Genomic DNA, 23,146 nt, shown 5'->3' on the forward strand with positions numbered 1-23,146 from the left:
CCCGGCGCCCTCGCGCGTGGTGGCGGCGCGGGGGTCGTGGGTGTGCGCCGGGGTCACTCGGGTGGCGGCTGGTGGGGTGGGGGCGGGGGTGGCGAGGGTGGTGGTATGGATGCGGAGGGTGCTTGGCGGGTAGGGCAGTTGCGGCGGGCGGCGGCTGCGGCGCTGATCGGGACGGCGATCGAGTTCTACGACTTCTTCATTTACGGGACGGCGGCCGCGTTGGTGTTCGGGCCGGTGTTCTTTCCCGAACTGGGCACGGTGGGCGCGCTGTTGGCGGCCTTCTCGGTGTACGCGGTGGCGTTCCTGGCCCGGCCGGTGGGGGCGGTGGTGTTCGGGCACTTCGGCGACCGGGTGGGGCGGAAAGCGACGTTGGTGGTGTCGCTGCTGCTGATGGGGCTGGCCACGGCGGCGGTGGGGCTGTTGCCGGGGTTCGGGGTGTGGGGGTGGTGGTCGCCGGCGGCGCTGGTGGTGCTGCGGGTGTGCCAGGGCGTCGGGTTGGGCGGGGAGTGGGGCGGGGCGGCGCTGCTGATCGCGGAGAACGCGCCGGCGGGGCGGCGGGGGCGGTACGGGGGGTTCCTGCAGTTGGGGCCGACGATCGGGTTCGTGCTGGCGAACGGGGTGTTCCTGGCGCTGCAACTCGGCTTGGACGAAGGGGCGTTCCGTGTGTGGGGTTGGCGGGTGCCGTTCCTGGCCTCGTTCGTCATGGTCGCGGTGGGGCTGTTCGTGCGGCTGCGGGTCGAGGAGTCGCCGCTGTTCCGGACGGCGGGGCGGCGGGAGCGGCTGCCGGTGCTGGAGGTGCTGCGCGAGCACTGGCGCCCGGTGCTGGCGGGCGGCGGGGCGATCACCGTGGGGTACGCGCTGTTCTACCTGACCACGACGTACACGCTGGCGTACGCGACCACCGGGCTGGGGGTGGCGAGCACGCTGGTGCTGTCGATGCTGCTGGTCGGTGCGGCGGGCATGGCCGCGACGGTGTGGCTGAGCGCCTCGCGCAGTGACCGGTGGGGACGGCGGCGGACCTTGCGGTGGGCGACGGTCCTGGCGGCGGTCTGGTCGCTGGTGCTGTTCCCGTTGCTGGAGACGGTGAGCCGGCCGCTGATGTTCGTCGCGCTGGCGGGGGCGATGGCGGTGCTGGGCTGCATGTTCGGCCCGGTGGCGGCGTTCCTGCCGGAGCTGTTCCCGACCCGGGTGCGTTACACGGGTGCGGCGCTGACGTACAACCTGGGCGGGGTGATCGGCGGTGCGACGACGCCGCTGGTGGCCACCCGGCTGACCGGGGTGTACGGGACGGCGCAGCCGGTGGGCTGGTACCTGGCGGTGCTGGGGGTGCTGGCCCTGGGGTGTCTGCGGCTGCTGCCGGAGACCATCGGCGCGGAGCTCGGTTCGGTGGGCGGGCCGACGGACGGGTCGGCGGACAGGCCGTCCGACGGCGGACGCCGCCGGGTGCCCCGGTGGGGGACGGACCCGGCGGCGTAGCGGTGCCGGGGGCTCAGCCGGCCAGGGCGGCGCGGCCGGCCAGCACCACGGCGGTGTGCCGGGCGACGCGCGCGCCCAGGTGCTCGGCGGTGGCGATGTCGGCCTTGTGGACGGCCTCCGGGCCGGCGTCGGTGGGCGAGGAGGCGGCGGCGCCGTTGAAGAAGCCGAGGCGGTTGAGGTCGTTCTCGGAGGCGGTGGTGGAGTTCCAGCCGGGCTTGAGGCCGAGGTTGACCCAGTGCATGCCGTGCTGGGCGGCGAGGGTCTGGAAGAAGCCGAGGGTGGCGGCCTTGTCGCCGTTCTTGGAGCCGGAGTTGGTGAAGCCGGCCGCGATCTTGTCCTTCCAGACGTCGGTGAACCAGCGCTTGCTGGTGGCCTCGGCGAAGGTGTGGAAGGCGCCGGAGGCGGTGCCCATGTAGGTGGGGGAGCCGAAGACGATCGCGTCGGCGGCGTCCAGCTGGGCCCACTGCTCCTCGGTGATGGTGTCGACGGCGATCGAGACGACCTCGGCACCGGCCTCGGCGGCGCCGCGGGCGACGGCCTCGGCGATCACGGCGGTGTGGCCGTAGCCGGAGTGGTAGGCGAGGGCGACGGTCGGACGGATGGCGGTCATGCGGCACTCCAAGGGGGGTGGGCGCGGGCCGACGGGCAAGCGCGGGGACGGTTCGGGGTGGGCGCACCGCGGTGGCCCGTGCCCTCGACCCGGTTCGGTCTCGAATATAGACCAGGTCTCTATTAGTTACCAAGAGTGGATTGGAGACCGGCCGGGCTACCCTGGAGGCATGACGACGGAGGAAGCGCCCCGGACCCGGACCCGGACCGGACGGCCCGAGGGGCGGGAAGCGCCGGGCGCCGGCCGGGAGGACAGCCGGGAGGGCGGCCGGGAGGCCTGCCCCGGAGAGGGCTGGGAGCCCGGGCAGGAACTCGATGTGTTCGCCCGGCTCTGCCCCAGCCGCGAGGTGTTCGCCGAGCTGGTCGACAAGTGGTCGATGCTGATCCTGATGAGCCTCCTCGCCTGCGGGCCGCAGCGCTTCTCCGAACTCCAGCGCGGGGTCGGCGGGGTCAGCCGCAAGATGCTCACCCAGTCCCTGCGCAACCTGGAGCGCAGTGGGCTGGTGCTCCGCACGGTCTTCCCGGAGACGCCGCCGCGGGTGGTCTACGACCTGCTGCCGCTCGGCCGCGAGCTGGCCGGACTGGTCGCGCCGATCGGCCGGTGGACGGAGCGGAGCACCGAGCGGATGACGGCGGCCCGCGAGGCGTTCGACGCGGCGCACCCCGAGGGTTGAGAGGTGCGGGCGGACGGAGGAGTCGATTTCCCTTCCGGGCCGACGGCCGTGTAATGTCTTCCTTGTTCGAGCGGCCCGGAGAGACACCGGGCGACCGAGCAAGCCCCTATAGCTCAGTCGGTAGAGCGTCTCCATGGTAAGGAGAAGGTCTGCGGTTCGATTCCGCATGGGGGCTCCACTGAAAGACCCTCGCCTCGCGGCGGGGGTCTTTCGCGTTCCCCGGCCGGTTCCGCACCGCCGACACGCCACGGCCTAGCGGGTCGGGCACGGAATGCGCTGTGATGGTGCGTCATCGGCCGCCCGCCCGAGGGGTGCGGGCGCGAGCCGGACCCCGACCGGGAGGGTGTCATGGGTGTTCGACTCGTGGTGGTGGACGACCACCGGCTGCTGGCCGAGGCGCTGGCCACCGCGCTCCAGCTGCGCGGCCACCGGGTGCTCGCGGTCGGTTCTCCGGCCGGCGCCGCCGCCGACCTGGTGGTCGGGCGGCGACCCGAGGTGTGCCTGCTGGGGGTGTCCGCCCCGGGAGAGCCGGGAGCCTTCGACGGGCTGCGCCGGATCCGCCGCGAACGCCCCGAGGTGGCCGTGATCGTGCTCGGCCCGGTGGGTGAACTACGAGGCGTGGCGGGGGCGTTCGCGGCCGGAGCGGCCGGGTACGTGCCCAGCGACGAGCGGATCGAGGTGGTCGAGCGGGCCATCGGAAGGGCGCGCGCGGGCGAGGCCGCGGTCGCGGTGGACATCCTGCGCGGCGCCTTCGACCAACTGCTGCGCCCGGCACCCGAACCGGACGACGAGGCCGTCCGGCTGCTGCGCCTGCTGACCCGCCGTGAGGTGCAGGTGCTGGCCCGGATCGCGGACGGCGAGGACACCGCGGCGATCGCCGCCGGGATGCGGATCGCCGCCAGCACGGCCCGGACGCACGTCCAGCGGGTGCTGATGAAGCTCGGCGCGCGGACCCGGCTGGAAGCGGCCGCGGTGGCGGCGCGCACCGGTCTGCTGGAGCGGCTGGCCGGGGGCTGAGAAGCCGGCCGGGGAGGGCGGGTGGGCAGCCGGCCGCGGTCCCGCCGGGCCTCCGGGGCTGAGGAGTTGGTGAGAAGGCCGGAGGCGGCCGTCCGCATGGTCCGGAGCATCCCGACGGATTGGGAGAATGGCCCCAGTCGTACGCATTCCGTCGACGGCACCCGCCCGCCGGGCGGACCGTCGTTCGCTGGAGGTCGCAACATGAGTAAGTACCTGGTCACGGGTGGCGCCGGCTACGTCGGCAGCGTGGTCGCTGCCCACCTGCTGGAGGCGGGGCACCGGGTGACCGTCCTGGACGACCTCTCCACCGGCTTCCGCGAGGGCGTCCCGGCCGGTGCCGAGTTCGTCGAGGGCCGGATCCAGGAGGCCGACAAGGTGCTGGACGGCTCCTTCGACGGGGTGCTGCACTTCGCCGCCTCCTCGCAGGTCGGCGAGTCGGTCGCGGACCCGGAGAAGTACTGGCGCAACAACGTGGCCGGCTCGCTGGAGCTGATCGGCGCGATGCGCGCGGCGGGCGTGCGCAAGCTGGTGTTCTCGTCCACCGCTGCCACCTACGGGGAGCCGGAGGCGGTGCCGATCGCCGAGACCGCCCGCACCGCGCCGACCAACACCTACGGCGCCACCAAGCTCGCCGTGGACCACCTGATCACCAGCGAGGCCGTCGCGCACGGGCTGGCCGCCGTGTCGCTGCGCTACTTCAACGTGGCCGGTGCGTACGGCAGTTCCTCCGGCATCTCGTTCGGTGAGCGACACGATCCCGAGTCGCACCTGATCCCGCTGGTCTTCCAGGCCGCGCTGGGCCTGCGTCCGCACATCGCGGTGTACGGCGACGACTACCCGACCCCGGACGGCACCTGCGTCCGCGACTACATCCACGTCGCCGACCTGGCCGAGGCGCACCTGCTGGCGCTGGACGCGGCCGAGCCGGGTGAGCACCTGATCTGCAACCTGGGCAACGGCAGCGGCTTCTCGGTGCGCGAGGTGATCGAGTCGGTCAAGCGGGTCACCGGCCGCGAGATCCCGGTGCAGGTGGCGGGCCGTCGGGCCGGCGACCCGGCGGTGCTGGTGGCCTCGGCCGCCCGCGCTCACGAGGCGCTGGGCTGGACGCCGCGCCGCCCGAACCTGGACGAGATCGTCGCGGACGCCTGGGAGTTCACCCTGGCGAAGCGCGGCCGGTGAGCGGCAGCCGCCGAGCAGGGGCCGCTGAGCAAAGGCCGCTGAGCAACGCCCCCTGAGCGGCGGCGGGTTGGGGGGGAACATCGGGCCGGGCCCGCAGCCGGAACGTCCGGCCGCGGGCCCGTCGCGGGCCTTCCATAGGACTCAAGTCCTTTTGTCTGTGCACTTTCTGACGAAACTTCACCGAATCGCCACGTGCGTGTTTCCCGCCCCGTAGGCTGAGTGCGGTACCGGTGGGGGCCGGCGCCCTTTCGGCCTCACCGGCCACCGGTGGGCGGGCGGAGCGGCGGGTCCGGAACGCGGAAGCCGGACTGGTCCCGCCCCGGGCTCGGGCGCTCTGAGCAGGGGAGGGACGATGGGGCGGATTCGGGTCCTGGTGGTCGACGGCCACCGGATCTTCGCCGAGGCACTGGCCGCGGCGCTCGCCGCCGAGCCGGACGTGGAGGTGGGGGCGGCGGGCAGTGCGGCCGCCGCCGAGCGGGCCTTGGAGCGGGCGGCCGGCGAGGGCCGGGCCTACGACGTGGCGCTGATTGACGCCGACCTCGGCGCCGAGGCGGCCGGGGCGGCCGGGGCGGTCGGGACGGTCGGTCCGTACGGAACGCCGGGAGCACCGGGAGCGCTCGGAGCGCCGGGGCCGTCGGCAGCGCCAGGAGCCCCCGGTGTGCCCGCCCGCCGCCGACCCGGTGCCGAGCAGGCCGAGGAGGCCCGGCGGCGGGCGGCCCCGCCGGTGCCGCAGTCGCGCCGGCCGGCCGTACACCCGGGGATGCCCGCCCCGCTGCCGCCCGGCGCCCGGCCGGTGGTGGACCCGCTGCGGGGCGACCAGCTCAGACCCGCGGCCCCGCCGCCGGACGGCATCACCCTGCTGGTCAGGCTCCGCCGCGCCCACCCCGGGCTGCGCGCCGTCGTGCTGGCCGCCGCCGACGATCCGCACCGCGCAGCCCGCGCCCTGCACGCGGGCGCCACCGGCTGGGTGGCCAAGGAGAGCTCGCTGGCCCGGCTGCTCGCCGTGGTCCGGGGTGTGCTGCGGGACGAGACCCATCTGCCGCCCGCGCTGCTCACCGGGGTGATCCGCGAGCTCACCACCGCCCGGCGGGACCGCACCGAGAGCGAACGGCTGGTGGACACCCTGACCCCGCGGGAGAAGCAGATCCTGCGCTGTATGGTCGCGGGTCTCGGCCGGCAGGCCGTCGCGGAGCGCCTCTACCTGTCGCCGCACACCGTCCGGACGCACATGCAGAACGTGCTGGGAAAGCTCGGGGTGCACTCCACGCTGGCGGCCGTCGCGGTCGCCCGCCGGGCCGGGGTCAGTCCCGCCGAGCCGGCCGCGCCCCCGCCGCCCCCGGTGGCGAGCACCGTCGAACGGTCCTGAGGGGGCGTCGACCGGCCGGGTGTCCCCCGGCCCGGGCGGCCGTCAGCCCGGGATGTTGTCGAACGGGGCGACCAGCAGTCGCAGCAGTGCGGCGAGTTCGCCCTGCTGACCGGAGGTGAGCTGGGCGAGCAGCTCGCGCTCGTGCACGAGCAGCCCGGCGAGCGCCTGGTCGGCGCGGTCGCGGCCGTCGTCGGTGAGCCGGACCAGGACGCCGCGCCGGTCGTCCGGGTCGGGCAGGCGCTTGACCAGGCCCTTGACGGTGAGCCGGTCGATCCGGTTGGTCATGGTGCCGGAGGTGACCAGGGTCTGGGTGAGCAGCTGGCCGGGGGAGAGCTGGTACGGGGAGCCCGCCCGTCGCAGGGCGGTCAGGACGTCGAACTCCCACGGCTCCAGGCCGTGCTCGGCGAAGGCGGTGCGGCGCGCGCGGTCCAGGTGCCGGGCGAGCCGGCTGACCCGGCTGAGCACCTCCAGCGGCTCCACGTCGAGGTCGGGGCGCTCCCGGCGCCACGCTGCGACCAGCCTGTCGACCTCGTCCTCCATGACGATCAGTGTATCGGTGGATGTGTCGATGTGAAGTCTCTTGACATCGAGAAATGTGCCAGCAAGGCTAACGGGAGATATCTTGATATCGAGATACTTTCGAGGTGAGCCATGACCAGCCCCGTCTGGGACCCGGCGCAGTACCTTCGCTTCGCCGACGAACGCACCCGCCCGCTGCGCGAGCTGCTCGCCCGCGTCCCCGACCTCCCGCACCCCGGTGCCGAGGTGATCCTGGACATCGGCTGCGGCCCCGGCAACTCCACCGCCGTGCTGCGCGAGCGCTGGCCGCGGTCCCGCCTCACCGGTGTCGACAACTCGGCCCCGATGCTCGCCACCGCCCGCGCCGAGGGCGAACCCGGTGCCGAGTACCTGCTCGCCGACGCCCGTGACTACGACCCGGCCCCGGCCCGGCCCGACCTGATCGTCTCCAACGCCACCCTCCAGTGGGTGGACGGCCACCTGGCGCTGCTGCCGCGCTGGGCGGACGCCCTGGAACCCGGTGGCGTGCTCGCCCTCCAGGTGCCCGGCAACTTCGACGCCCCCAGCCACACCCTCCTCGCCGACCTGCGCCGCAGCGCCCGCTGGCGGGACGCGCTCGGCGAGGAGGCCGTCCGGGTGGGCGTCCACCCGCCCGAGCGCTATCTCGACGCGCTGGCCGCCGCCGGCTGCCGCCCGGACGTCTGGGAGACCACCTACCGCACCCTGCTGCCCGGGCCGGACCCGGTCCTGGAGTGGGTCAAGGGCACCGCGCTGCGCCCGGTCCTCACCCGGCTCGCCGACCCGGCCGACCGGGCCGCCTTCCTCGCCGAGTACGGGCGGCTGCTGCGCGAGGCCTACCCGGCCGGGCCGTACGGGACGGTGTTCCCGTTCCGGCGGATCTTCGCGGTGGCCACCCGGAGCTGAGGCCCCGGGGCCGGGCGGGGCGACCCCGGCCCGGTCAGCCCTTGCGCTCGCCGACCAGCTTCGGGTGCCGCTCCAGGCCCTCCAGCCCGTGCCAGGCCAGGTTCACCAGGTGCGCCGCCACCGTCGCCTTGTCCGGCTTGCGGACCTCCAGCCACCACTGCCCGGTCAGCGCGACCATCCCGACCAGCATCTGCGAGTACATCGGCGCCAGCCGGGCGTCGAAGCCGCGCGACTTGAACTCCAGGCCCAGGATGTCCTCGACCTGCGTGGCGATGTCGCTGATCAGCGAGGCGAAGGTGCCGGTGGACTGGGCCACCGGGGAGTCCCGGACCAGGATCCGGAAGCCGTCCGTCGAGGTGTCGATGTAGTCCATCAGGGCGAATGCGGCCTGCTCCAGCAGCTCCCGCGAGTGCCCGCCGGTCAGCGCCCCGGTCACCATGTCGAGCAGCAGCTGCATCTCGCGGTCGACCACCACCGCGTAGAGGCCCTCCTTGCCGCCGAAGTGCTCGTACACCACGGGCTTCGACACCCCGGCGCGCTCGGCGATCTCCTCCACCGAGGTGCCGTCGTAGCCGCGCTCCGCGAAGACCGTCCGGCCGATCTCCAGCAGCTGCTCGCGCCGCTGCTTGCCGGTCATCCGGACCCGGCCGCCCCGGCGGCGCGGGGCCGCGGCCGAGCCGCCGCCGGCGCCCCGGTCCGGACCTCCTCCGGTGGTGGCGGCCGCCGGTGCAGCGGCCCGCGGACGGGCCGGCGCCGTAGCGGGGGCCGCGTCCGTCCGCGTGCTGTGGTGACCGCCTGTGCTGTCTGCGCTGCTCCCGTTCACCCCTACATCATGCTGGAAGCGCCGCTTCATGCGGCGCGGCGGGCGGCGATCCGCTGCGCGTCCGGCCAGCGGACGTCCCGGACCCAGCCGGCCAGCTCGAACCAGCGGATCAGCCGTGCCGAGGAGTCGATCTGCCCGCGCAGCACCCCGTGCCGGGCCGAGGTCGGGTCGGCGTGGTGCAGGTTGTGCCAGGACTCCCCGCAGGAGAGGACGGCGAGCCACCAGACGTTGCCGGAGCGGTCCCGGGAACGGAAGGGGCGGCGGCCGACGGCGTGGCAGATCGAGTTGATCGACCAGGTGACGTGGTGCAGCAGCGCCACCCGGACCAGCGAACCCCAGAAGAAGGCGGACAGCGCGCCCTCCCAGGACAGGCTCACCAGGCCGCCGACCAGCGCGGGCAGCAGCAGCGAGATGGTGGTCCAGAGCCAGAACAGCCGGGAGATCCGCCGCAGCGCCGGGTCGCGCACCAGGTCCGGGGCGTACTTGAGCTGCGGGGTCTGCTCCTCGTCGAACATCCAGCCCATGTGGGCCCACCACAGGCCCTTCACCAGTGCCGGGACGCTCTCTCCGTAGCGCCACGGCGAGTGCGGGTCGCCGTCCTTGTCGCTGAACCGGTGGTGCTTGCGGTGGTCGGCCACCCAGCGCACCAGCGGGCCCTCGACCGCGAGGCTCCCGGCGATCGCCAGGACCAGGCGCATCGGGCGGTCGGCCTTGAACGCGCCGTGGGTGAAGTAGCGGTGGTAGCCGACGGTGATGCCGTGGCAGGTGAGGAAGTACATGGCGACGGTGATCGCGAGGTCCGTCCAGCCCAGGCCGCGGCCCCAGGCCACCGGGACGGCGGCGACCAGGGCGGCGAAGGGCACCAGGATGAACAGGGAGAGGGCGATCCGCTCGGCCGGGCCCTGCTTCTCCCCGCCCCGGGTCGCGGACAGCCGGGTGGCGGCGGTGGCGGGGCCGGGGGGAGCGTCGTGGTCGGAGGTCTCGGCGGGATCGGAGTCGGGAGACGGAGTGGGGGACGCGGTGTTCCCCGCGCGCGCCTCGCCTGCCTGGATGGTCATGGGCGTCCCTTTGCGGCGTCCCGGAACGGGACAGAAGAGGACCTACGTTGGCGTAACCTACGGCATCGTAGGTTGCGCTCCGTGTCCAGGGGAACACGCCGGTTCGGGGCGCTTGAGTGAATTCGCCCGGCCGGCCGGATGAACCGAGGGCCCCGCGGGCGGGTCGGCGGAGGCGGAACCGGGCCCGCGGATCATGGCAAGTCGATACCCACGGCAGGGCCGTCTCCGGTAGGGTCTGACACGACTGTCCGCCGTGGTGTAATGGCAGCACAGGGCCCTTTGGAGGCCTTTGTCTGGGTTCGAATCCTAGCGGCGGAGCCTTTGCGCGCCTCGGGTTCGGGCGTCTTCCCCCGCGCCGGTATTGTCGGTGCTGCTCGGCGGACTGTGCGTATGGCGACCGGCCTGGGTCCGGTCCGGGCCTGCTCTGCCCTCTCCGTGAACCTACCGAGGAGCCTCCCCGCATGGGTGCCAATTCGCTCGCCGCCGTTGTCGTGCTCGCCGCCGGTGGCGGGACCCGGATGAAGTCGAACAAGCTGCCCAAGGTGCTGCACGAGGTGTGCGGGCGCTCCCTGGTCGGTCACGCGGTCTCGGCCGCCCGGGAACTGACGCCCGGCCAGCTGGTCGTGGTGGTCGGCCACCAGCGCGAGCAGGTCGTGGCGCACCTGTCGGAGCACTACCCGGCCGCGCGCACCGCCGTGCAGGCGGAGCAGAACGGCACCGGGCACGCCGTGCGGGTGGCGCTGGAGTCGCTGGCCGCCGACGGCGTGGCGCTGGACGGCACCGTCATCGTCACCTACGGGGACTCGCCGCTGCTGACCGTGGAGACCCTGCGTCAGCTGGCGCAGTCGCACGAGGCCCAGCAGAACGGCGGCACCGTGCTGACCGCCGTCGTGCCCGAGCCGCACGGCTACGGACGCATCCTGCGCGACGAGGACGGCACGGTCCTCTCGATCGTGGAGGAGCGCGACGCCAGCGCCACCCAGCGTGCGATCGCCGAGATCAACTCGGGCGTCTACGCCTTCGACGCCAAGCTGCTGGTCGAGGCGCTGGGCCGGATCACCACGGACAACTCGCAGGGCGAGGAGTACCTGACCGACACCCTGGAGATCCTGCGCAAGGCGGGCCACCGGGTCGGCGCGGTGGTGGCCGAGGACCACCGGGACATCCTGGGCATCAACGACCGGGTCCAGCTGGCGCAGGCCCGCCGGCTGCTGAACGACCGCCTGCTGGAGCGGGCGATGCGCGAGGGCGTCACCGTGGTGGACCCGGCGACCACCTGGTTCGACGTGCAGGTGACGTACGAGCCGGACGCGGTCGTGCTCCCCAACACCCAGCTCCAGGGCGCCACGCACCTGGGCGAGGGCTGCGAGGTGGGCCCGAACTCGACGCTGAAGGACACCCTCGTCGGCGCCGGCGCCCGGGTGAGCAACACCACGGCCGACCGCGCCGAGGTGGGCGAGCTGGCCACCGCCGGTCCGTACGCCTACCTGCGGCCGGGGGCGAAGCTGGGCCGCAAGGCGAAGGTCGGCACCTACGTCGAGGTGAAGAACTCCGAGCTGGGCGAGGGCGCCAAGGTGCCGCACCTGTCCTACATCGGCGACGCCACGATCGGGGAGGGCACCAACGTCGGCGCCGCCTCGGTCACCGTGAACTACGACGGCGTGAACAAGCACCGCACCGTGATCGGCGCCCACTGCCGCACGGGCTCGGACAACATGTTCATCGCCCCGGTCACCGTCGGTGACGGCGCCTACACCGGCGCCGGTTCGGTGATCACCACCGACGTCCCGGCCGGGGCGCTCGGCGTGAACCGCGCCACGCAGCGCAACATCGAGGGCTGGGTCGAGCGCAAGCGCCCCGGGACGGTATCCGCGCAGGCCGCGAAGGCGGCGCTGGACGGGGCCGAGCAGGCCTGAGCCACCGCCTCGGGGCCCGGGTGCCGGGTCCCGAGGCGGACGGTTTCTGCGCGGGCGCGTAACCTGGGGGACATACGTGCGCCACTGGGCTTACCGCCCGTGTCCAGGCGTACCGACATTTCCCCTACCCGTGCCGCGAGCGGGCCCTGCCTGCCCTTCGCCGGGTCGAGGGTTCAGCGTTCGCAACGCGAGGAGACGGTGCAGTGAGCGGGATCACGACGTCGGGTGAGAAGAAGCTGAAGCTCTTCTCCGGCCGTGCCCACCCGGAGCTGGCGAGGGAGGTGGCCGAGGCGCTCGGGACCGAGCTGGTCCCCACCAAGGCCCTGGACTTCGCCAACGGCGAGATCTACGTCCGTTTCCTGGACTCCGCGCGCGGCGCGGACTGCTTCGTGATGCAGAGCCACACGGCTCCCATCAACCAGTGGATCATGGAACAGCTGATCATGATCGATGCTCTGAAGCGGGCCTCCGCCAAGAGCATCACCGCGATCCTGCCGTTCTACGGCTACGCCCGCCAGGACAAGAAGCACCTCGGCCGCGAGCCCATCTCGGCCCGCCTGATCGCCGACCTGCTGCGCCAGGCCGGTGCCGACCGCCTGATGGCCGTGGACCTGCACACCGCGCAGATCCAGGGCTTCTTCGACGGCCCGGTGGACCACCTGTTCGCGCTGCCGCTGCTGGCCGACTACATCGGCGGGAAGGTGGACCGCTCCAAGCTGACCGTCGTCTCGCCGGACGCCGGCCGCGTGAAGGTCGCCGACCAGTGGTGCGACCGGCTGGACGCCCCGCTGGCGATCATCCACAAGCGCCGCGACATCACCCAGGCCAACACCATCCTGTCGGCCGACGTCGTCGGTGACGTCAAGGGCCGGGTCTGCGTGCTGGTCGACGACATGATCGACACCGCCGGCACCATCTGCGCCGCGGCCGACGCGCTGTTCGACAGCGGCGCCGCGGACGTCGTGGTGGCGGCCACCCACGGCGTGCTCTCCGGCCCGGCCTCGGACCGGCTGAAGAACTCCCGGGTCAGCGAGTTCGTGTTCACCAACACGCTGCCCACCCCGGCGTCGCTCCAGCTGGACAAGATCACCACCCTGTCCATCGCCCCGTCGATCGCCGCCGCGATCCGCGAGGTGTTCGAGGAGGGCTCGGTGACCAGCCTCTTCGAGGGCGTGCACTGACGAAGGCCCGTGCGTGCGGCCCCGGTCCCCACGGACCGGGGCCGCCGCCGATTTCGCGGGAGGCCGCAGGTGCGGTTAGACTCGTGAAACTGCTCGGCGAGGGATGCCGTGCGCCTGCACGACGGGCGCCCGCTCCGTGATCGACGCGCTGCCGGTGCCGGATTCCCGTCCACCGGCAGGCCGTTGCCGCCGAGTGACCCCCGAACGTACTGAGGGTGTGGTCCCGGCGGTTTTTCGCGTTGCCTGCACCCCCGCGCCATTTCCACGAGGAGTGCAGTCGTGTCCGAGATCCGTATTGCCGCTGAGACCCGCACCGAGTTCGGCAAGGGTGCCGCCCGTCGCGCCCGCCGCGCCGGCTTCGTCCCCGGTGTCGTCTACGGCCACGGCCACGCCCCGGTTCACCTGAACCTGCCCGGCCACGACCTGATGATGGCCCTGAAGACCCCGAACGCCCTGCTGGTCGTGCCGATCGAGGGCAAGGACGAGTACGTGCTGCCGAAGGCCGTCCAGCGCGAGGCCATCAAGCGCAGCATCGAGCACGTCGACCTGCTGCTGGTCAAGCGCGGCGAGAAGGTCACCGTCGAGGTTCCGGTCCACGCCGAGGGCGAGCTCGCCGCCGGCGGCAACCTGCTGGAGCACGTCCTGCAGGCCCTGCCGATCGAGGCCGAGGCCACCCACCTGCCCGAGGCCATCACCGTCTCGGTCGAGGGCCTGGAGGCCGGTGCCTCCGTCCACGCCAAGGACATCGTCCTGCCGGCCGGCGTCTCCCTGGCCGTCGAGGGCGACGCCGTCGTCCTCCAGGTCATCGCCGCCCAGGCCGCCCCGGCCGAGGACGAGGCCGCCGAGTCCGAGGGCGCCGAGGCCTGAGCCTCGCGCCAGCCGTGACCGCTGCCCCGGTCGCTCCCGTCGGAGCGCCCGGGGCAGCGGTGTGTCCGGGATGATGACGACGAGCGCGAAGGAGAGGGCAGAGGGACATGGCGGACGAGTACGAGGGCCCGTGGCTGGTGGTGGGGCTGGGCAACCCCGGGGAGCAGTACGCCCGGAACCGGCACAACATCGGCTTCATGGTGGTGGACCTGCTGGCGCAGCGGATGGGTGCCAGGTTCAAGGCGCACAAGAGCCGGGCCCAGGTGGCGGAGGGACGGCTGGCGGGCAAGCGGGTGGTGCTGGCCAAGCCGATGTCCTTCATGAACCTCTCCGGCGGGCCGGTGACGGCGCTGCGCGACTTCTACAAGGCGCCGGCCTCGGCGCTGGTCGCGGTCCACGACGAACTGGACATCGACTACGCGACGCTGCGGCTGAAGCTGGGCGGCGGGGACAACGGCCACAACGGGCTGAAGTCGATCACCAAGTCGCTGGGTCCGGACTACCACCGGGTGCGGTGCGGGATCGGCCGTCCGCCGGGCCGGATGGAGGTCGCGGACTTCGTGCTGAAGGACTTCTCCTCGGCCGAGCGCAAGGAGCTGGAGTGGTTCGTGGACCGCTCGGCGGACGCGGTGGAGGCGCTGCTGTCCGAGGGACTGGAGCGGGCGCAGGGCTCGTACAACTCCTGAGGGGCTGCTGACTCCACGTCAAGGCGGCGCGCGCGGGGTACGCAACAGTCGTACAACGCTTGGCCGTCCAAACCTGAATCGGTGTGAGAACCCTGTGCGGGATCGGATAGCGTCGGCCTGGTACGCGAACGAGTCCTGGGGAGTTCTCGATGCGGGGATTGCGTCCGGTCCGCCGAGTGCGGCGGGGCCGGGTGGTCAAGCTGAAGCAGCTCGGGCGGCGGGTCGGTACGGCCGGTGCGCTGGGGGCGGCAGGGGTCCTGCTGTCGGGCGGCGCGATGGCGCACGCGGAGTCGGTGGCGGAGCCCGATCCGGGCGTCTCCCCGGAGCCCGCGGCCGCGCAGCTCGGGCCGGTGCTCGGCGACTCGATGGGCGCCGATGCGGGGCTGCTGGCGGTCGGCGGCGGCCTGGTGGTCGCGGCCGGCGGCGCGGCGCTGTGGCTGAAGCGCCGGCGCGCGGGCGAGGGCGCCGAGTAGGAACCTACGGCCGAGGGCCGGTGTCCCGTCCGGGACACCGGCCCTCGGCCGTTCGCGGGTCCGGCCGTCAGCCGGTGTTGCGCAGGCCGGCGGCGATGCCGTTGACGGTCAGCAGCAGCGCGCGGGCGCGCAGCGGGTCGTCGTGGCGTCCGGCCGAGAGCTCCTCGCGCTGACGGCGCAGCAGCGCGACCTGGAGGTAGGAGATCGGGTCGAGGTAGGCGTCGCGGACCGCGAAGGTCTGCTTCAGCACCGGGTTGTGCTCCAGCAGTTCGCTCTCGCCGGTGAGCCGGAGCACCTCGCGCAGCGTGAGGGCGTGCTCGGCCTTGATCTCGTCGAAGACGTGGCGCAGCTCGCCGGGCACCAGCTGCTCGACGTAGTGGGCGGCGATCCGCAGGTCGGTCTTGGCCAGCGTCATGGCGACGTTGGACAGGAAGTTGCGGAAGAAGTGCCACTCGCCGTACATCTCGTCCAGCACGTCGCCCAGGCCCGCCGCGCGGGCGGCCGCCAGGCCGGAGCCGACGCCGTACCAGCCGGGGACGATCTGCCGGGACTGGGTCCAGCCGAACACCCACGGGATGGCCCGCAGGCCGTCCAGGCCGGCGCCGGAGTCGGGGCGGCGGGACGGGCGGGAGCCCAGGTGCAGCGAGGCGAGCTGGTCGACCGGGGTGGCGGCGAAGAAGTACTTCGGCAGGTCCTCCTGCTCGACCAGGGCGCGGTAGGAGGTGTGGGCGGCCTCGGAGACCTGGTCCATGGCGGCGTCCCAGCGGGCCAGCGACTCGGGGGCCTGGCGCGGGGCGGTGTGCAGCGCGGAGGCGGAGAGCGTGGCGGAGATGGTCAGCTCCAGGTTCTCCCGGGCGAGGGAGGGGAGCAGGTACTTGTCGGAGATGACCTCGCCCTGCTCGGTGACCTTGATCTCGCCCTCCAGGGTGCCCCAGGGCTGGGCCAGGATGGCCTCGTGCGAGGGGCCGCCGCCGCGGCCGACGGTGCCGCCGCGGCCGTGGAACAGGCGCAGCCGGATGCCGTAGCGGTGGGCGACGTCGCGCAGCCGGCGCTGGGCGCGGTGGATCTCCCACTGGGAGGTGGTGATGCCGCCGAACTTGGAGGAGTCGGAGTAGCCGAGCATGACCTCCTGGACGTCGCCGCGCAGCGAGACGAGCAGGCGGTAGGACGGGTCGGAGAGCATCTCGTCGAGGATGCGGTCGGCCTGCTGGAGTTCCTCGGTGGTCTCCAGCAGCGGCACGATGCCGATCTTGGCGAGGCCCGCGTGCAGGTCGATCAGGCCGGCCTCGCGGGCCAGCACGGTGGCGGCGAAGACGTCGTCGGCGCCCTGGCACATCGAGATGATGTAGCTCTCGACGATCTCGTCGCCGAAGCGCTCGAAGCCCTCGCGGATGGTGTTGAAGACGCCGAGGGTCTTGGTGCCCGCCTCGTCCAGCGGGGCCGGGGTGGGGGCGAGCGGGCGGCGCGAGCGGAGCTCCTTGGCGAGCAGCCTCTGCCGGTACTCGCGGGGCATGTCGGCGTAGCGCCACGCCTCCTCGCCGAGCCGGTCGAAGAGCTGGCCGAGGGCGTGGTGGTGGGCCTCGGCGTGCTCGCGCACGTCCATGGTGGCGAGCTGGAGGCCGAAGGCCTCGACGGTGCGGATGGCGCGGGCGAGGCGGCCGTCGGCGATCAGCTCGCCGCGGTGGGCGCGCAGCGAGTCCTGGATCAGGTGCAGGTCGGCGATCAGCTCGCGGGTGCCGAGGTAGTCGCGGCCCTCGACGTGCGGGGTGCCGCCGGCCAGCCGCTCGCGGGTGTTCTCCAGCTTGAGCCGGATGCAGGTGGCCTTGAGGCGGTAGGGCTCCTCGGCGTTCATCCGCTTGTAGCGCGGGCTGAGCTCGGGGAGCAGGTGCAGGTCGGTGTTGAGCGAGGCGAGCAGCTCGACCGAGGCGCCGGCCAGCCGCTCGGAGGTGGAGAGGGTGTTGCGCAGGTCGTCGATCGCGGCGAGCGCGTCCTTGATGCCGTACTCGTGCTGGAGGTTGAGGACGTCCCAGGTGACCTGCGGGGTGACGTTGGGGTTGCCGTCGCGGTCGCCGCCGATCCAGGTGCCGAAGGTCAGCGGACGGACGCCGTCGGGCAGGCTGAGGCCGACCCGGGCGAGCTCCTCGTGCAGCTCCTCCAGGACCTCGGGAACGGCCTCGCGGTAGAGCTCGTCCAGGTAGTAGACGGCGTTGCGGGCCTCGTCGGTGGGCTCCGGGCGGGCGATGCGCAGCTCGTCGGTCTGCCAGAGCAGGTCGATGACCTCGGCCAGGCGGCGGTCGGCGGAGCGCTTGGCGCTGCTGGTGCGGGCCTGGTCGGCGGCGGCCAGGCCGGAGGTGACCTCGTCGCGGTGGATGCGGTCGAGGAGCTCGCCGATCCGGCGCAGCTTGTTGAGGACGCTCCGGCGGGCGGCCTCGGTGGGGTGCGCGGTGAAGACCGGGCGGACCGCGAGGTGGGTCAGGGTGTCCTGGAGGTGCTTGGCGTCGGCCTCGGCGAGCTGGTCGGCGGTCTGCGCGAGCAGCGAGCCCTCGCGGGCGCGGCGGGTGGCGAACTCGCGGCCGCGGTGCACCTGCTCGGTGACGTTGGCGAGGTGGAAGTAGGTGGAGAACGCCCGGACCAGCTTGGCGGCGGTGTCCAGGTCGATGTCGGAGAGGAGTTCGGCGGTGGCCTCGCCGTCGGTGCGGCTGAGCAGGCGGACCTGTTCGACCAGGCCCAGCAGCTGGGGGCCTTCCTGGCGGACCAGCGTCTCGCCGAGCAGGTCGCCGAGGCGGCGGATGTCCGCGCGCAGGGCGGCATTGTCGGCGACGACGGGCGTGGGGCTGTCCGCCGGGGTGGGGACCGGAGCGGTCACGGCTGGCTCCCTGTGGTGGTGGGGTTCGGCAACGGCTCATCGTCACGTTTCCACACGGTGTGGCGGGTGTGACGAGTGCGGACCGCGCTGTCCGACGCGACCAGCATAGGTGTCGGGGCGGGTGCTGTCCGCGAGGTGGCCGGATGGCGGACAGGGCTGCCGAAAACCACCCGTGGTCTGGACCACTTGACGGGTTCGGGAGGTGTACCGGGCAATCCCGGTGGGGAGGGGAGGGGGTTGCCGCTTACCCTGTGGGGCATGAGCAAGTCGCCTGGGGAGCGCGTGCCGGTCCGGTCGTTCTGGTGGTGGAAGCGGCCGCGCAGCGCCTTCCTGGACATCGGGCTGGCGCTGCTCGCCGCGCTCGAATGCGCGGTCAGCACGATCGCCTTCCTCTCCTCCCGGATGCACGTGAGCACCGCGGGCGCGATCGCGATAGCGGTGCTCGGCACGGCGGCCGGCGGCTCGCTGGTGCTGCGTCGGCGCTGGCCGGCCGTCCCGGTGCTGGTGACGCTGCTGGTGATGCCCGGAATGCTGGGCGTGCTGCTGCTGGTGGTGGCGCTGTACACGCTGGCGTCGACCTGGGAGTGGCCCTCGCGGCGCCGGCGGGTGGTGGCGCTGTCCACCCTGGCCTTCGCCGAGGCGGCCGCCGTGATGGCGGTGTCGCTGATGACCGGCGGCGACTCGCCGCCGGTGGAGCCGCCGCCGCTGTGGGGCCAGATCCTGCTGTCGCTGATGGTGGCGGTCGGGCTGACGGTCGCTCCGGTGGTGACCGGACTGTACGTGGGCGCGCGGCGACGGCTGATCGAGTCGCTCCAGGACCGCGCGCACGGCCTGGAGACCGAGCTGGACCTGCTGGCCGAACAGGCGCAGGAGCGCGCCCGCCGGGCCCGGCTGGAGGAGCGCACCCGGATCGCCCGGGAGATGCACGACGTGGTGGCGCACCGGGTGTCGCTGATGGTGGTGCACTCCGGGGCGCTGGAGCGGATCGTCGTCAAGGATCCGGAGAAGGCCGCGCAGAGCGCCAAGCTGATGGGCGAGGTGGGCCGGCAGGCGCTGAACGAGCTGCGCGAGATCCTCGGGGTGCTGCGGATGGACGACGCGCGGCAGCCGGAGCCGGACTCGCTGGCGGGGCTGCCGCGGCTGGTCGACCAGTCCCGGGCGGCCGGGATGGCGGTGACGCTGACGGTCAGCGGCAGCCGGCAGGAGTTCACCGGCGAGGCCGAGCAGACCGCCTACCGGGTCGTCCAGGAGGGCCTGACCAACGCGCACAAGCACGCCGGCGGCGCGCAGGTGTCCGTACTGCTGTCGTACGCGCCGAACGGGGTGCGGGTGGCCGTGGTGAACGCCTGTCCGGGCGGGGAGAAGGGCGCGGCGCAACTGCCCAGCGGGGGCAACGGGCTGGTCGGGATGCGGGAGCGGGTGATCGCGCTGGGCGGCACCTTCTCCTCCGGGCCGGAGGCGGACGGCGGGTTCCGGATCGAGGCGGTGCTGCCGTCGCGGCTGGCGGTACGGGCGGAGCGGCTGCGCTGAGCCCGGGCTCTCGCGTCGGGCCGGGCTCGTCACGTCGGGCCGGGGGTTGTCACATCGGGCCCGGGCCGGGCCGCTGTCGAGCCCCGCTCAGCGCTGACCGGTGCTCAGTACTCGTCCGGGGTGCGCAGCCGTTCCGGGGCGGTGCCCAGGACCAGGGTGGAGATCGCCTGGTCGATGCCGTGGCCGAGGAACCACTCGCCGGCGTGGTCCAGGCTGTAGACCCGGCCCTCCTCGTCGACGGCCAGCAGCGCCTGCCCGTACGCCTCCTCGCCGAGCGGGGCCAGCTGCGCCCCCAGGGCCCGGCCGAGGTCGAGCAGGGTGCGCGGCTGGTGCAGGCCGCACAGCGGGTCGATCAGGAACGGGGTGCGGGCCAGTTGGCGGCCGGGGCCGGACAGGTCGAAGGCGAGGCCGCCGAACTCGGCCCAGGCCTCCACCGCCGCCGGGAACACCGCGTGCCGCACGCCGGTGGGCGCGCCGTACCCGGCCAGGGTGTCGGCCCACTCCTCGGCCTGCCGGATCTGCCAGCGGCCGGGGTGCCAGCCGGCCGCCTTGAGCTCGGCGGCGACATCGGCGGCGAAGCGCGGGCGGGTCCGGGCGCCGGCCGGGGAGAGGGTGGCCGGCGCGGGCGGGATCGGCGGGTTCAGGGCGGGCTCCAGGGCTGGGGGACGGGGGACGTGCCGGCGGCTCGGCCGGTCAGTTCGCGGGCGGCCCGACGGCGACGCTCCGTACGGTGAAGTGCTCCAGCATCGGAGCGCAGGAGCGGCACGGCGGGGCGTGGCTGCCGTGCGCCGGGTCGCCCTCCTCGCGGATGCGAACGGTCGTCATCCGGGAACCCTTGAGCGCCTTGCGGGCCTCGTGCAGGGTCATCGGCTTGCGGGCGGCGCGCTTGGAGCGGTTGCCGTCGACCGTGGTCAGGTACTGGGAGAGCAGGACGGCCTCCGGGCAGCGGCCGGTGAACCGCTCGCGGGCCTCCCTCGGCAGGGCGTCCAGGAAGTCGGCGACCAGGTGGTGCAGGACCGGGCGGCGGGGGTCCTTGTCGCCCGCCAGGGTGTGCACCTCGCCGCCCTTGAGCGACAGCGCGGCGGCGACGGCGGGCAGCAGGCTGTCGCGGTGGTGGCGCAGCACGGGCGGGCCCGCCGGCTCACCGGTGGTCATCCGTCCTCCTCCTCGTAACCCGGCGTGGGCCGGGGGTGACCGGGCCGGTCCGGGGCAAGCCTGTCAAACGACACCGACAACCGCACATCCGGGGTGCGGCGGTGGCCGGCGCCGCGACGGACCGGCCGGGTGGGCACCCGATCCCGACCGAATGTGCACGACCTCGTCATGACTTGTCCGTTGATCTGCCGAAACGGCCTCCGGGCCGGGGTGCGGGCGGTAGCGTGCGGGCAACTCGGCCCGGTGCGGGCGCCGTTGGCGGTGGTCCACGGGCCTTCGTGGCGTATCGGGTCGTCCTGAACGGGGGTTCGGGGCTTCGGCCGGGCCCGAGGCTGTCGGGTGGCGGCCTGGCAGATGTCGGTGGTCGCCTGGCAGCTGAGGGGTTGAGGGCAGGCCCTAGGCTGGTGCCCAGCAGGCACCGTATTTGCAGCAGCCAGTGGGGGCTCCCAGATGACGACAGGTCGGCCCGGCGTCGCCGCCGCACCGAACGCGGCGTACGCAGGTCAGGTGGTGCAGTTCCCGGACCCGGTCCGCGCGGAGCGGCACCCCGCCGGGGTCAGGGTGGACGAGTACGGCTACCCGGACTTCGGTCCGTACGCCGCCGCCGTGGCCGAGGTGGCCGACCCGCCGCAGGGCTTCGGCGTGGACGAACTGCGGCTGACCGACTACGTCTCGGCGAACGCCGCGCTCTACACCCAGGGTCACCCGCTCTGGGCCGATCTGACGACCGCCGTCGCCACCCCGGCAGGCTGGACCTGGCACCACGCGGTCGGCCGGGCCGCCCCCGGCTGGCGGCGGATGGAGCTCGTCCCGGTCGAGGTCAAGGCGCTGCTGCGGCACCACGGCGGCCTGGCCACCTCCGGCGCCGACCACACCCGCCGCGGCACCCGCCCGTTGCAGGAGCGCCGTGCGGTGCACTTCTCGCTGGCCAAGGACGGCGGCGCCCCGAACGGCGTCCCCGAGGACCTGGTGCAGCGCGCCGAGCAGCGTCTCGGCTACCGGCTGCCCGACGCCTACCGCACCTTCCTCAAGCTGGGTGGCGGCCGCGCCCCGGTCGGCGTGGGGCTGGACACCGAGCTCGGACTGCTGCTCGACCAGCCGTTCCTGACGCTCACCGAGGAGTACGGCACCACGGACCTGGTGTACACGAACAAGTGTCTGCGCGACCACCTGACCAAGGACTACCTGGGCATCGCCTACGCGCAGGGCGGCCTGGTCGCGCTCAAGGTGCGCGGCGAGCGGGCCGGTTCGGTCTGGTTCCACCTGTACGACGACGCCCGCGACACGGGTGCCCCGGAGGCCCCGGAGAGCCGGTGCGCGCGGCTGCTGCTGCCCTGCGGCGAGGACTTCGACGCCTTCCTGCTGCGGCTGGCGGGCAGCCCGCCTGAGCTGGAGTCGGTCGCGGAGCTGATGGTGGACGGCGGGTTCGCCCGGGCCGTCCCGGTGGGCTGAGGCGCGTGGTCGCGGTGGTGTCGGTGATCGCAGTGGTGCCGGTGGCGCCGGTGGAACGGGGGACGAAGAGGATGCGGACAGGGGTGAACCGGGCGTGGTGACGTACACGCAGGCGCAGGAGCTCGCCGAGGAGTGGATCAACGGCGGGGTGCCGCGCTCGCAGCAGCGCGAGGTACGGGTCAGGGAGTTCGACCTGGGCTTCGTCTGCTGGGCCGTGGCGCCCGCCGACGGCCCGGACGCCGCGAGCCGCACGGTCGGTGCGGGCAGCTCGGGCGAGGCGCGGCTGGTGATCGCCCGGGATTCGGGCGCCAGCACGCTGTGGCCCGCGCTGCCCGTCAACGAGGTGGTCCGGCAGTACGAGGAGATCTACGGGCGGCCGGTGGCGGCCAACCCGGCCGGGGCGGCGAAGCCCGCGCCCGGGCCGGTGGAGGCGACGTCCTTCCTGCTCAGCCCGCCGCAGTGGCTCCAGGAGGCCGGGGCCGCGGCGATCGCGGCCGAGGCGGAGCGGCTCGGGACGGCTCCGGCGGGTGCGGCGGGTGCGGCTGTCGAGGCTCCGGCCGTCGCCGCTGCCCCGGCGCCCGTCGAGGCGCCGCCCGCCGTGGTGCCGACCGCGCGGGCCGTGCTGACCGAGCCGCCGGTCTCCGACCGGCCCGCCGGTGACGCGCCGACCATGCTCGCGCCGCCGTCCGGCCACGACGGGTCGGCCGTCGCGGCGCAGCCGCAGGTCCCGGTACCGGCCGCGCCGGTCGCACCCGCGCCGGTGCCGGCCGGAGACGAGGCCGGGACCGTCCTGATGTCCGAGGGGCTGCGGACCACCGGCTCGGACCTGCCCGCGGCCGCGGCCCCGGCCGGTGCCGAGGCCGCGACGATGCTGATGCCGCCGACGGGCGGGGGCCCCGGCCTGCCGCCGGTCCCGCCGCCCGTCGCCCCGCCGGTGCCGCAGGCCCCGGCTCCCGCCCCGGCCGTGGAGCCGGCGCCCACGCTGCTCGCGCCGCCGGAGGCCGTGCCGGGCCTGATGGGCCTGCCGGGTGCTCCGGCCGCCCCGCCCGTCGGCGGCCCGCAGGTGGAGCACGCGCCGACCATGCTGGCTCCGCCCGGCGGCCTGCCCGGCCTGGCGGGTCTGCCGGGCGCGCCGGCCCCCGGTGCTCCGGTTCCCGGCGCCCCCGTTCCTGGTGCCCCCGTTCCCGGTGCCTCGGAAGGCGCCGTGCCGCAGCCCGGCCTCGGCCGGGGCGCGGCCTCCGCTCCGCCTCCGCCCCCGCCGGCCGGGTTGCGCGGCGGCCCCGCCGGTTCCGCCGGTGCGGGCCCCGCCCCCGCCGGGCTCGGCCGGGGCGCGGCCGCCGCCCCGCCGCCGCCTCCGCCCGCCGGACTGAAGCAC

20 protein-coding genes, 2 tRNA genes and 1 pseudogene are annotated in these 23,146 nt (G+C 74.0%); 16 read left to right on the forward strand and 7 right to left on the reverse strand.

Features of this window, described 5'->3' with window-relative positions; all coding sequences use genetic code 11:
- Nucleotides 1-105 precede the first annotated feature (105 nt).
- Nucleotides 106-1,476 carry an MFS transporter gene (locus ACFRAR_RS34490; protein ID WP_380703564.1) on the forward strand — a complete coding sequence of 457 codons (1,371 nt, stop codon included), beginning with the start codon at nucleotides 106-108 and terminating at the stop codon, nucleotides 1,474-1,476.
- 13 nt (nucleotides 1,477-1,489) lie between these two features.
- Here ACFRAR_RS34490 and ACFRAR_RS34495 read toward each other — a convergent pair whose 3' ends face one another.
- Entirely contained in the window at nucleotides 1,490-2,086 is a 597-nt protein-coding gene (locus ACFRAR_RS34495) for a flavodoxin family protein (RefSeq protein WP_380703566.1), read from the reverse strand.
- A 169-nt stretch (nucleotides 2,087-2,255) separates the two neighbouring features.
- Between ACFRAR_RS34495 and ACFRAR_RS34500 the strand changes: the two genes are divergently transcribed.
- From ACFRAR_RS34500 to ACFRAR_RS34520, 5 genes are all read left to right on the forward strand, one after another.
- A complete protein-coding gene (locus tag ACFRAR_RS34500; RefSeq protein WP_380703568.1) occupies nucleotides 2,256-2,759 on the forward strand; it encodes a winged helix-turn-helix transcriptional regulator in 504 nt (167 codons plus the stop codon).
- A gap of 102 nt (nucleotides 2,760-2,861) precedes the next feature.
- Nucleotides 2,862-2,937, forward strand: a tRNA-Thr gene (locus ACFRAR_RS34505).
- Between the two features lie 170 nt (nucleotides 2,938-3,107).
- Entirely contained in the window at nucleotides 3,108-3,776 is a 669-nt protein-coding gene (locus tag ACFRAR_RS34510) for a LuxR C-terminal-related transcriptional regulator (protein ID WP_380703571.1), read from the forward strand.
- Between the two features lie 201 nt (nucleotides 3,777-3,977).
- A complete protein-coding gene (gene galE / locus ACFRAR_RS34515) occupies nucleotides 3,978-4,955 on the forward strand; it encodes a UDP-glucose 4-epimerase GalE (protein ID WP_380703573.1) in 978 nt (325 codons plus the stop codon).
- Nucleotides 4,956-5,307: 352 nt separating this feature from the next.
- Nucleotides 5,308-6,321: a LuxR C-terminal-related transcriptional regulator gene (locus ACFRAR_RS34520; protein ID WP_380703575.1), complete on the forward strand. Its 1,014-nt coding sequence runs from the start codon at nucleotides 5,308-5,310 to the stop codon at nucleotides 6,319-6,321.
- 42 nt (nucleotides 6,322-6,363) lie between these two features.
- Here ACFRAR_RS34520 and ACFRAR_RS34525 read toward each other — a convergent pair whose 3' ends face one another.
- The gene (locus ACFRAR_RS34525; protein WP_380703577.1) at nucleotides 6,364-6,861 is read right to left on the reverse strand and encodes a MarR family winged helix-turn-helix transcriptional regulator; all 498 of its coding nucleotides are present in this window, start codon (nucleotides 6,859-6,861) and stop codon (nucleotides 6,364-6,366) included.
- A 111-nt stretch (nucleotides 6,862-6,972) separates the two neighbouring features.
- Between ACFRAR_RS34525 and ACFRAR_RS34530 the strand changes: the two genes are divergently transcribed.
- On the forward strand, nucleotides 6,973-7,764 hold the full coding sequence (locus ACFRAR_RS34530) for a methyltransferase domain-containing protein (RefSeq protein WP_380703579.1): 792 nt from the start codon (nucleotides 6,973-6,975) through the stop codon (nucleotides 7,762-7,764).
- Between the two features lie 34 nt (nucleotides 7,765-7,798).
- Here the strand turns inward: ACFRAR_RS34530 and ACFRAR_RS34535 are convergent, their stop codons facing one another.
- Both ACFRAR_RS34535 and ACFRAR_RS34540 read right to left on the reverse strand, forming a co-directional pair.
- On the reverse strand, nucleotides 7,799-8,401 hold the full coding sequence (locus ACFRAR_RS34535; RefSeq protein WP_224285115.1) for a TetR/AcrR family transcriptional regulator: 603 nt from the start codon (nucleotides 8,399-8,401) through the stop codon (nucleotides 7,799-7,801).
- 212 nt (nucleotides 8,402-8,613) lie between these two features.
- Nucleotides 8,614-9,645 carry an acyl-CoA desaturase gene (locus ACFRAR_RS34540; RefSeq protein WP_380703582.1) on the reverse strand — a complete coding sequence of 344 codons (1,032 nt, stop codon included), beginning with the start codon at nucleotides 9,643-9,645 and terminating at the stop codon, nucleotides 8,614-8,616.
- Nucleotides 9,646-9,892: 247 nt separating this feature from the next.
- Between ACFRAR_RS34540 and ACFRAR_RS34545 the strand changes: the two genes are divergently transcribed.
- The 6 genes from ACFRAR_RS34545 (at nucleotide 9,893) to ACFRAR_RS34570 (ending at nucleotide 14,768) form a co-directional block, all read left to right on the forward strand.
- Nucleotides 9,893-9,963, forward strand: a tRNA-Gln gene (locus tag ACFRAR_RS34545).
- A 143-nt stretch (nucleotides 9,964-10,106) separates the two neighbouring features.
- Nucleotides 10,107-11,561 (forward strand): bifunctional UDP-N-acetylglucosamine diphosphorylase/glucosamine-1-phosphate N-acetyltransferase GlmU, encoded by a 1,455-nt coding sequence (glmU, locus tag ACFRAR_RS34550; protein ID WP_380703584.1) that lies wholly within the window; start codon nucleotides 10,107-10,109, stop codon nucleotides 11,559-11,561.
- A 203-nt stretch (nucleotides 11,562-11,764) separates the two neighbouring features.
- Nucleotides 11,765-12,742 carry a ribose-phosphate diphosphokinase gene (locus tag ACFRAR_RS34555; RefSeq protein ID WP_380703586.1) on the forward strand — a complete coding sequence of 326 codons (978 nt, stop codon included), beginning with the start codon at nucleotides 11,765-11,767 and terminating at the stop codon, nucleotides 12,740-12,742.
- 279 nt (nucleotides 12,743-13,021) lie between these two features.
- Nucleotides 13,022-13,609, forward strand: a complete 588-nt coding sequence (locus ACFRAR_RS34560; RefSeq protein WP_380703588.1) for a 50S ribosomal protein L25/general stress protein Ctc — start codon at nucleotides 13,022-13,024, stop codon at nucleotides 13,607-13,609.
- A 107-nt stretch (nucleotides 13,610-13,716) separates the two neighbouring features.
- Nucleotides 13,717-14,295: an aminoacyl-tRNA hydrolase gene (gene pth, locus ACFRAR_RS34565; protein WP_380703590.1), complete on the forward strand. Its 579-nt coding sequence runs from the start codon at nucleotides 13,717-13,719 to the stop codon at nucleotides 14,293-14,295.
- A gap of 149 nt (nucleotides 14,296-14,444) precedes the next feature.
- Nucleotides 14,445-14,768 (forward strand): hypothetical protein, encoded by a 324-nt coding sequence (locus ACFRAR_RS34570; protein ID WP_380703592.1) that lies wholly within the window; start codon nucleotides 14,445-14,447, stop codon nucleotides 14,766-14,768.
- Nucleotides 14,769-14,835: 67 nt separating this feature from the next.
- Here the strand turns inward: ACFRAR_RS34570 and ppc are convergent, their stop codons facing one another.
- Nucleotides 14,836-17,634: a phosphoenolpyruvate carboxylase gene (gene ppc, locus ACFRAR_RS34575; protein WP_380703594.1), complete on the reverse strand. Its 2,799-nt coding sequence runs from the start codon at nucleotides 17,632-17,634 to the stop codon at nucleotides 14,836-14,838.
- Nucleotides 17,635-17,892: 258 nt separating this feature from the next.
- Between ppc and ACFRAR_RS34580 the strand changes: the two genes are divergently transcribed.
- A complete protein-coding gene (locus tag ACFRAR_RS34580) occupies nucleotides 17,893-19,164 on the forward strand; it encodes a sensor histidine kinase (RefSeq protein ID WP_380703596.1) in 1,272 nt (423 codons plus the stop codon).
- Nucleotides 19,165-19,268: 104 nt separating this feature from the next.
- Here the strand turns inward: ACFRAR_RS34580 and ACFRAR_RS34585 are convergent, their stop codons facing one another.
- The gene (locus ACFRAR_RS34585; RefSeq protein ID WP_380703602.1) at nucleotides 19,269-19,796 is read right to left on the reverse strand and encodes an SUKH-3 domain-containing protein; all 528 of its coding nucleotides are present in this window, start codon (nucleotides 19,794-19,796) and stop codon (nucleotides 19,269-19,271) included.
- Nucleotides 19,797-19,857: 61 nt separating this feature from the next.
- The gene (locus ACFRAR_RS34590; protein ID WP_380703598.1) at nucleotides 19,858-20,319 is read right to left on the reverse strand and encodes a YwqJ-related putative deaminase; all 462 of its coding nucleotides are present in this window, start codon (nucleotides 20,317-20,319) and stop codon (nucleotides 19,858-19,860) included.
- A gap of 450 nt (nucleotides 20,320-20,769) precedes the next feature.
- Between ACFRAR_RS34590 and ACFRAR_RS34595 the strand changes: the two genes are divergently transcribed.
- The gene (locus ACFRAR_RS34595) at nucleotides 20,770-21,771 is read left to right on the forward strand and encodes an SMI1/KNR4 family protein (RefSeq protein ID WP_380703600.1); all 1,002 of its coding nucleotides are present in this window, start codon (nucleotides 20,770-20,772) and stop codon (nucleotides 21,769-21,771) included.
- Nucleotides 21,772-21,865: 94 nt separating this feature from the next.
- Nucleotides 21,866-23,146: pseudogene (locus ACFRAR_RS34600) on the forward strand (hypothetical protein); the annotation flags it as partial.

This window comes from Kitasatospora sp. NPDC056651 (assembly GCF_042792155.1).
In the GTDB taxonomy this organism is placed as follows: domain Bacteria; phylum Actinomycetota; class Actinomycetes; order Streptomycetales; family Streptomycetaceae; genus Kitasatospora.

What these genes read in the sequence shown, in the direction of transcription:
- ACFRAR_RS34570 (WP_380703592.1), top strand. Translation starts at nt 14,445, where the DNA reads ATGCGGGGATTGCGTCCGGTCCGCCGAGTGCGGCGGGGCCGGGTGGTC.
- ACFRAR_RS34520 (WP_380703575.1), top strand. Translation starts at nt 5,308, where the DNA reads ATGGGGCGGATTCGGGTCCTGGTGGTCGACGGCCACCGGATCTTCGCC.
- ACFRAR_RS34580 (WP_380703596.1), top strand. Translation starts at nt 17,893, where the DNA reads ATGAGCAAGTCGCCTGGGGAGCGCGTGCCGGTCCGGTCGTTCTGGTGG.
- ACFRAR_RS34510 (WP_380703571.1), top strand. Translation starts at nt 3,108, where the DNA reads ATGGGTGTTCGACTCGTGGTGGTGGACGACCACCGGCTGCTGGCCGAG.
- ACFRAR_RS34530 (WP_380703579.1), top strand. Translation starts at nt 6,973, where the DNA reads ATGACCAGCCCCGTCTGGGACCCGGCGCAGTACCTTCGCTTCGCCGAC.
- ACFRAR_RS34500 (WP_380703568.1), top strand. Translation starts at nt 2,256, where the DNA reads ATGACGACGGAGGAAGCGCCCCGGACCCGGACCCGGACCGGACGGCCC.
- ACFRAR_RS34525 (WP_380703577.1), bottom strand. Translation starts at nt 6,861, where the DNA reads ATGGAGGACGAGGTCGACAGGCTGGTCGCAGCGTGGCGCCGGGAGCGC.
- glmU (WP_380703584.1), top strand. Translation starts at nt 10,107, where the DNA reads ATGGGTGCCAATTCGCTCGCCGCCGTTGTCGTGCTCGCCGCCGGTGGC.
- galE (WP_380703573.1), top strand. Translation starts at nt 3,978, where the DNA reads ATGAGTAAGTACCTGGTCACGGGTGGCGCCGGCTACGTCGGCAGCGTG.
- ACFRAR_RS34540 (WP_380703582.1), bottom strand. Translation starts at nt 9,645, where the DNA reads ATGACCATCCAGGCAGGCGAGGCGCGCGCGGGGAACACCGCGTCCCCC.
- ACFRAR_RS34495 (WP_380703566.1), bottom strand. Translation starts at nt 2,086, where the DNA reads ATGACCGCCATCCGTCCGACCGTCGCCCTCGCCTACCACTCCGGCTAC.
- ACFRAR_RS34590 (WP_380703598.1), bottom strand. Translation starts at nt 20,319, where the DNA reads ATGACCACCGGTGAGCCGGCGGGCCCGCCCGTGCTGCGCCACCACCGC.
- ACFRAR_RS34595 (WP_380703600.1), top strand. Translation starts at nt 20,770, where the DNA reads ATGACGACAGGTCGGCCCGGCGTCGCCGCCGCACCGAACGCGGCGTAC.
- ACFRAR_RS34535 (WP_224285115.1), bottom strand. Translation starts at nt 8,401, where the DNA reads ATGACCGGCAAGCAGCGGCGCGAGCAGCTGCTGGAGATCGGCCGGACG.
- pth (WP_380703590.1), top strand. Translation starts at nt 13,717, where the DNA reads ATGGCGGACGAGTACGAGGGCCCGTGGCTGGTGGTGGGGCTGGGCAAC.
- ACFRAR_RS34490 (WP_380703564.1), top strand. Translation starts at nt 106, where the DNA reads ATGGATGCGGAGGGTGCTTGGCGGGTAGGGCAGTTGCGGCGGGCGGCG.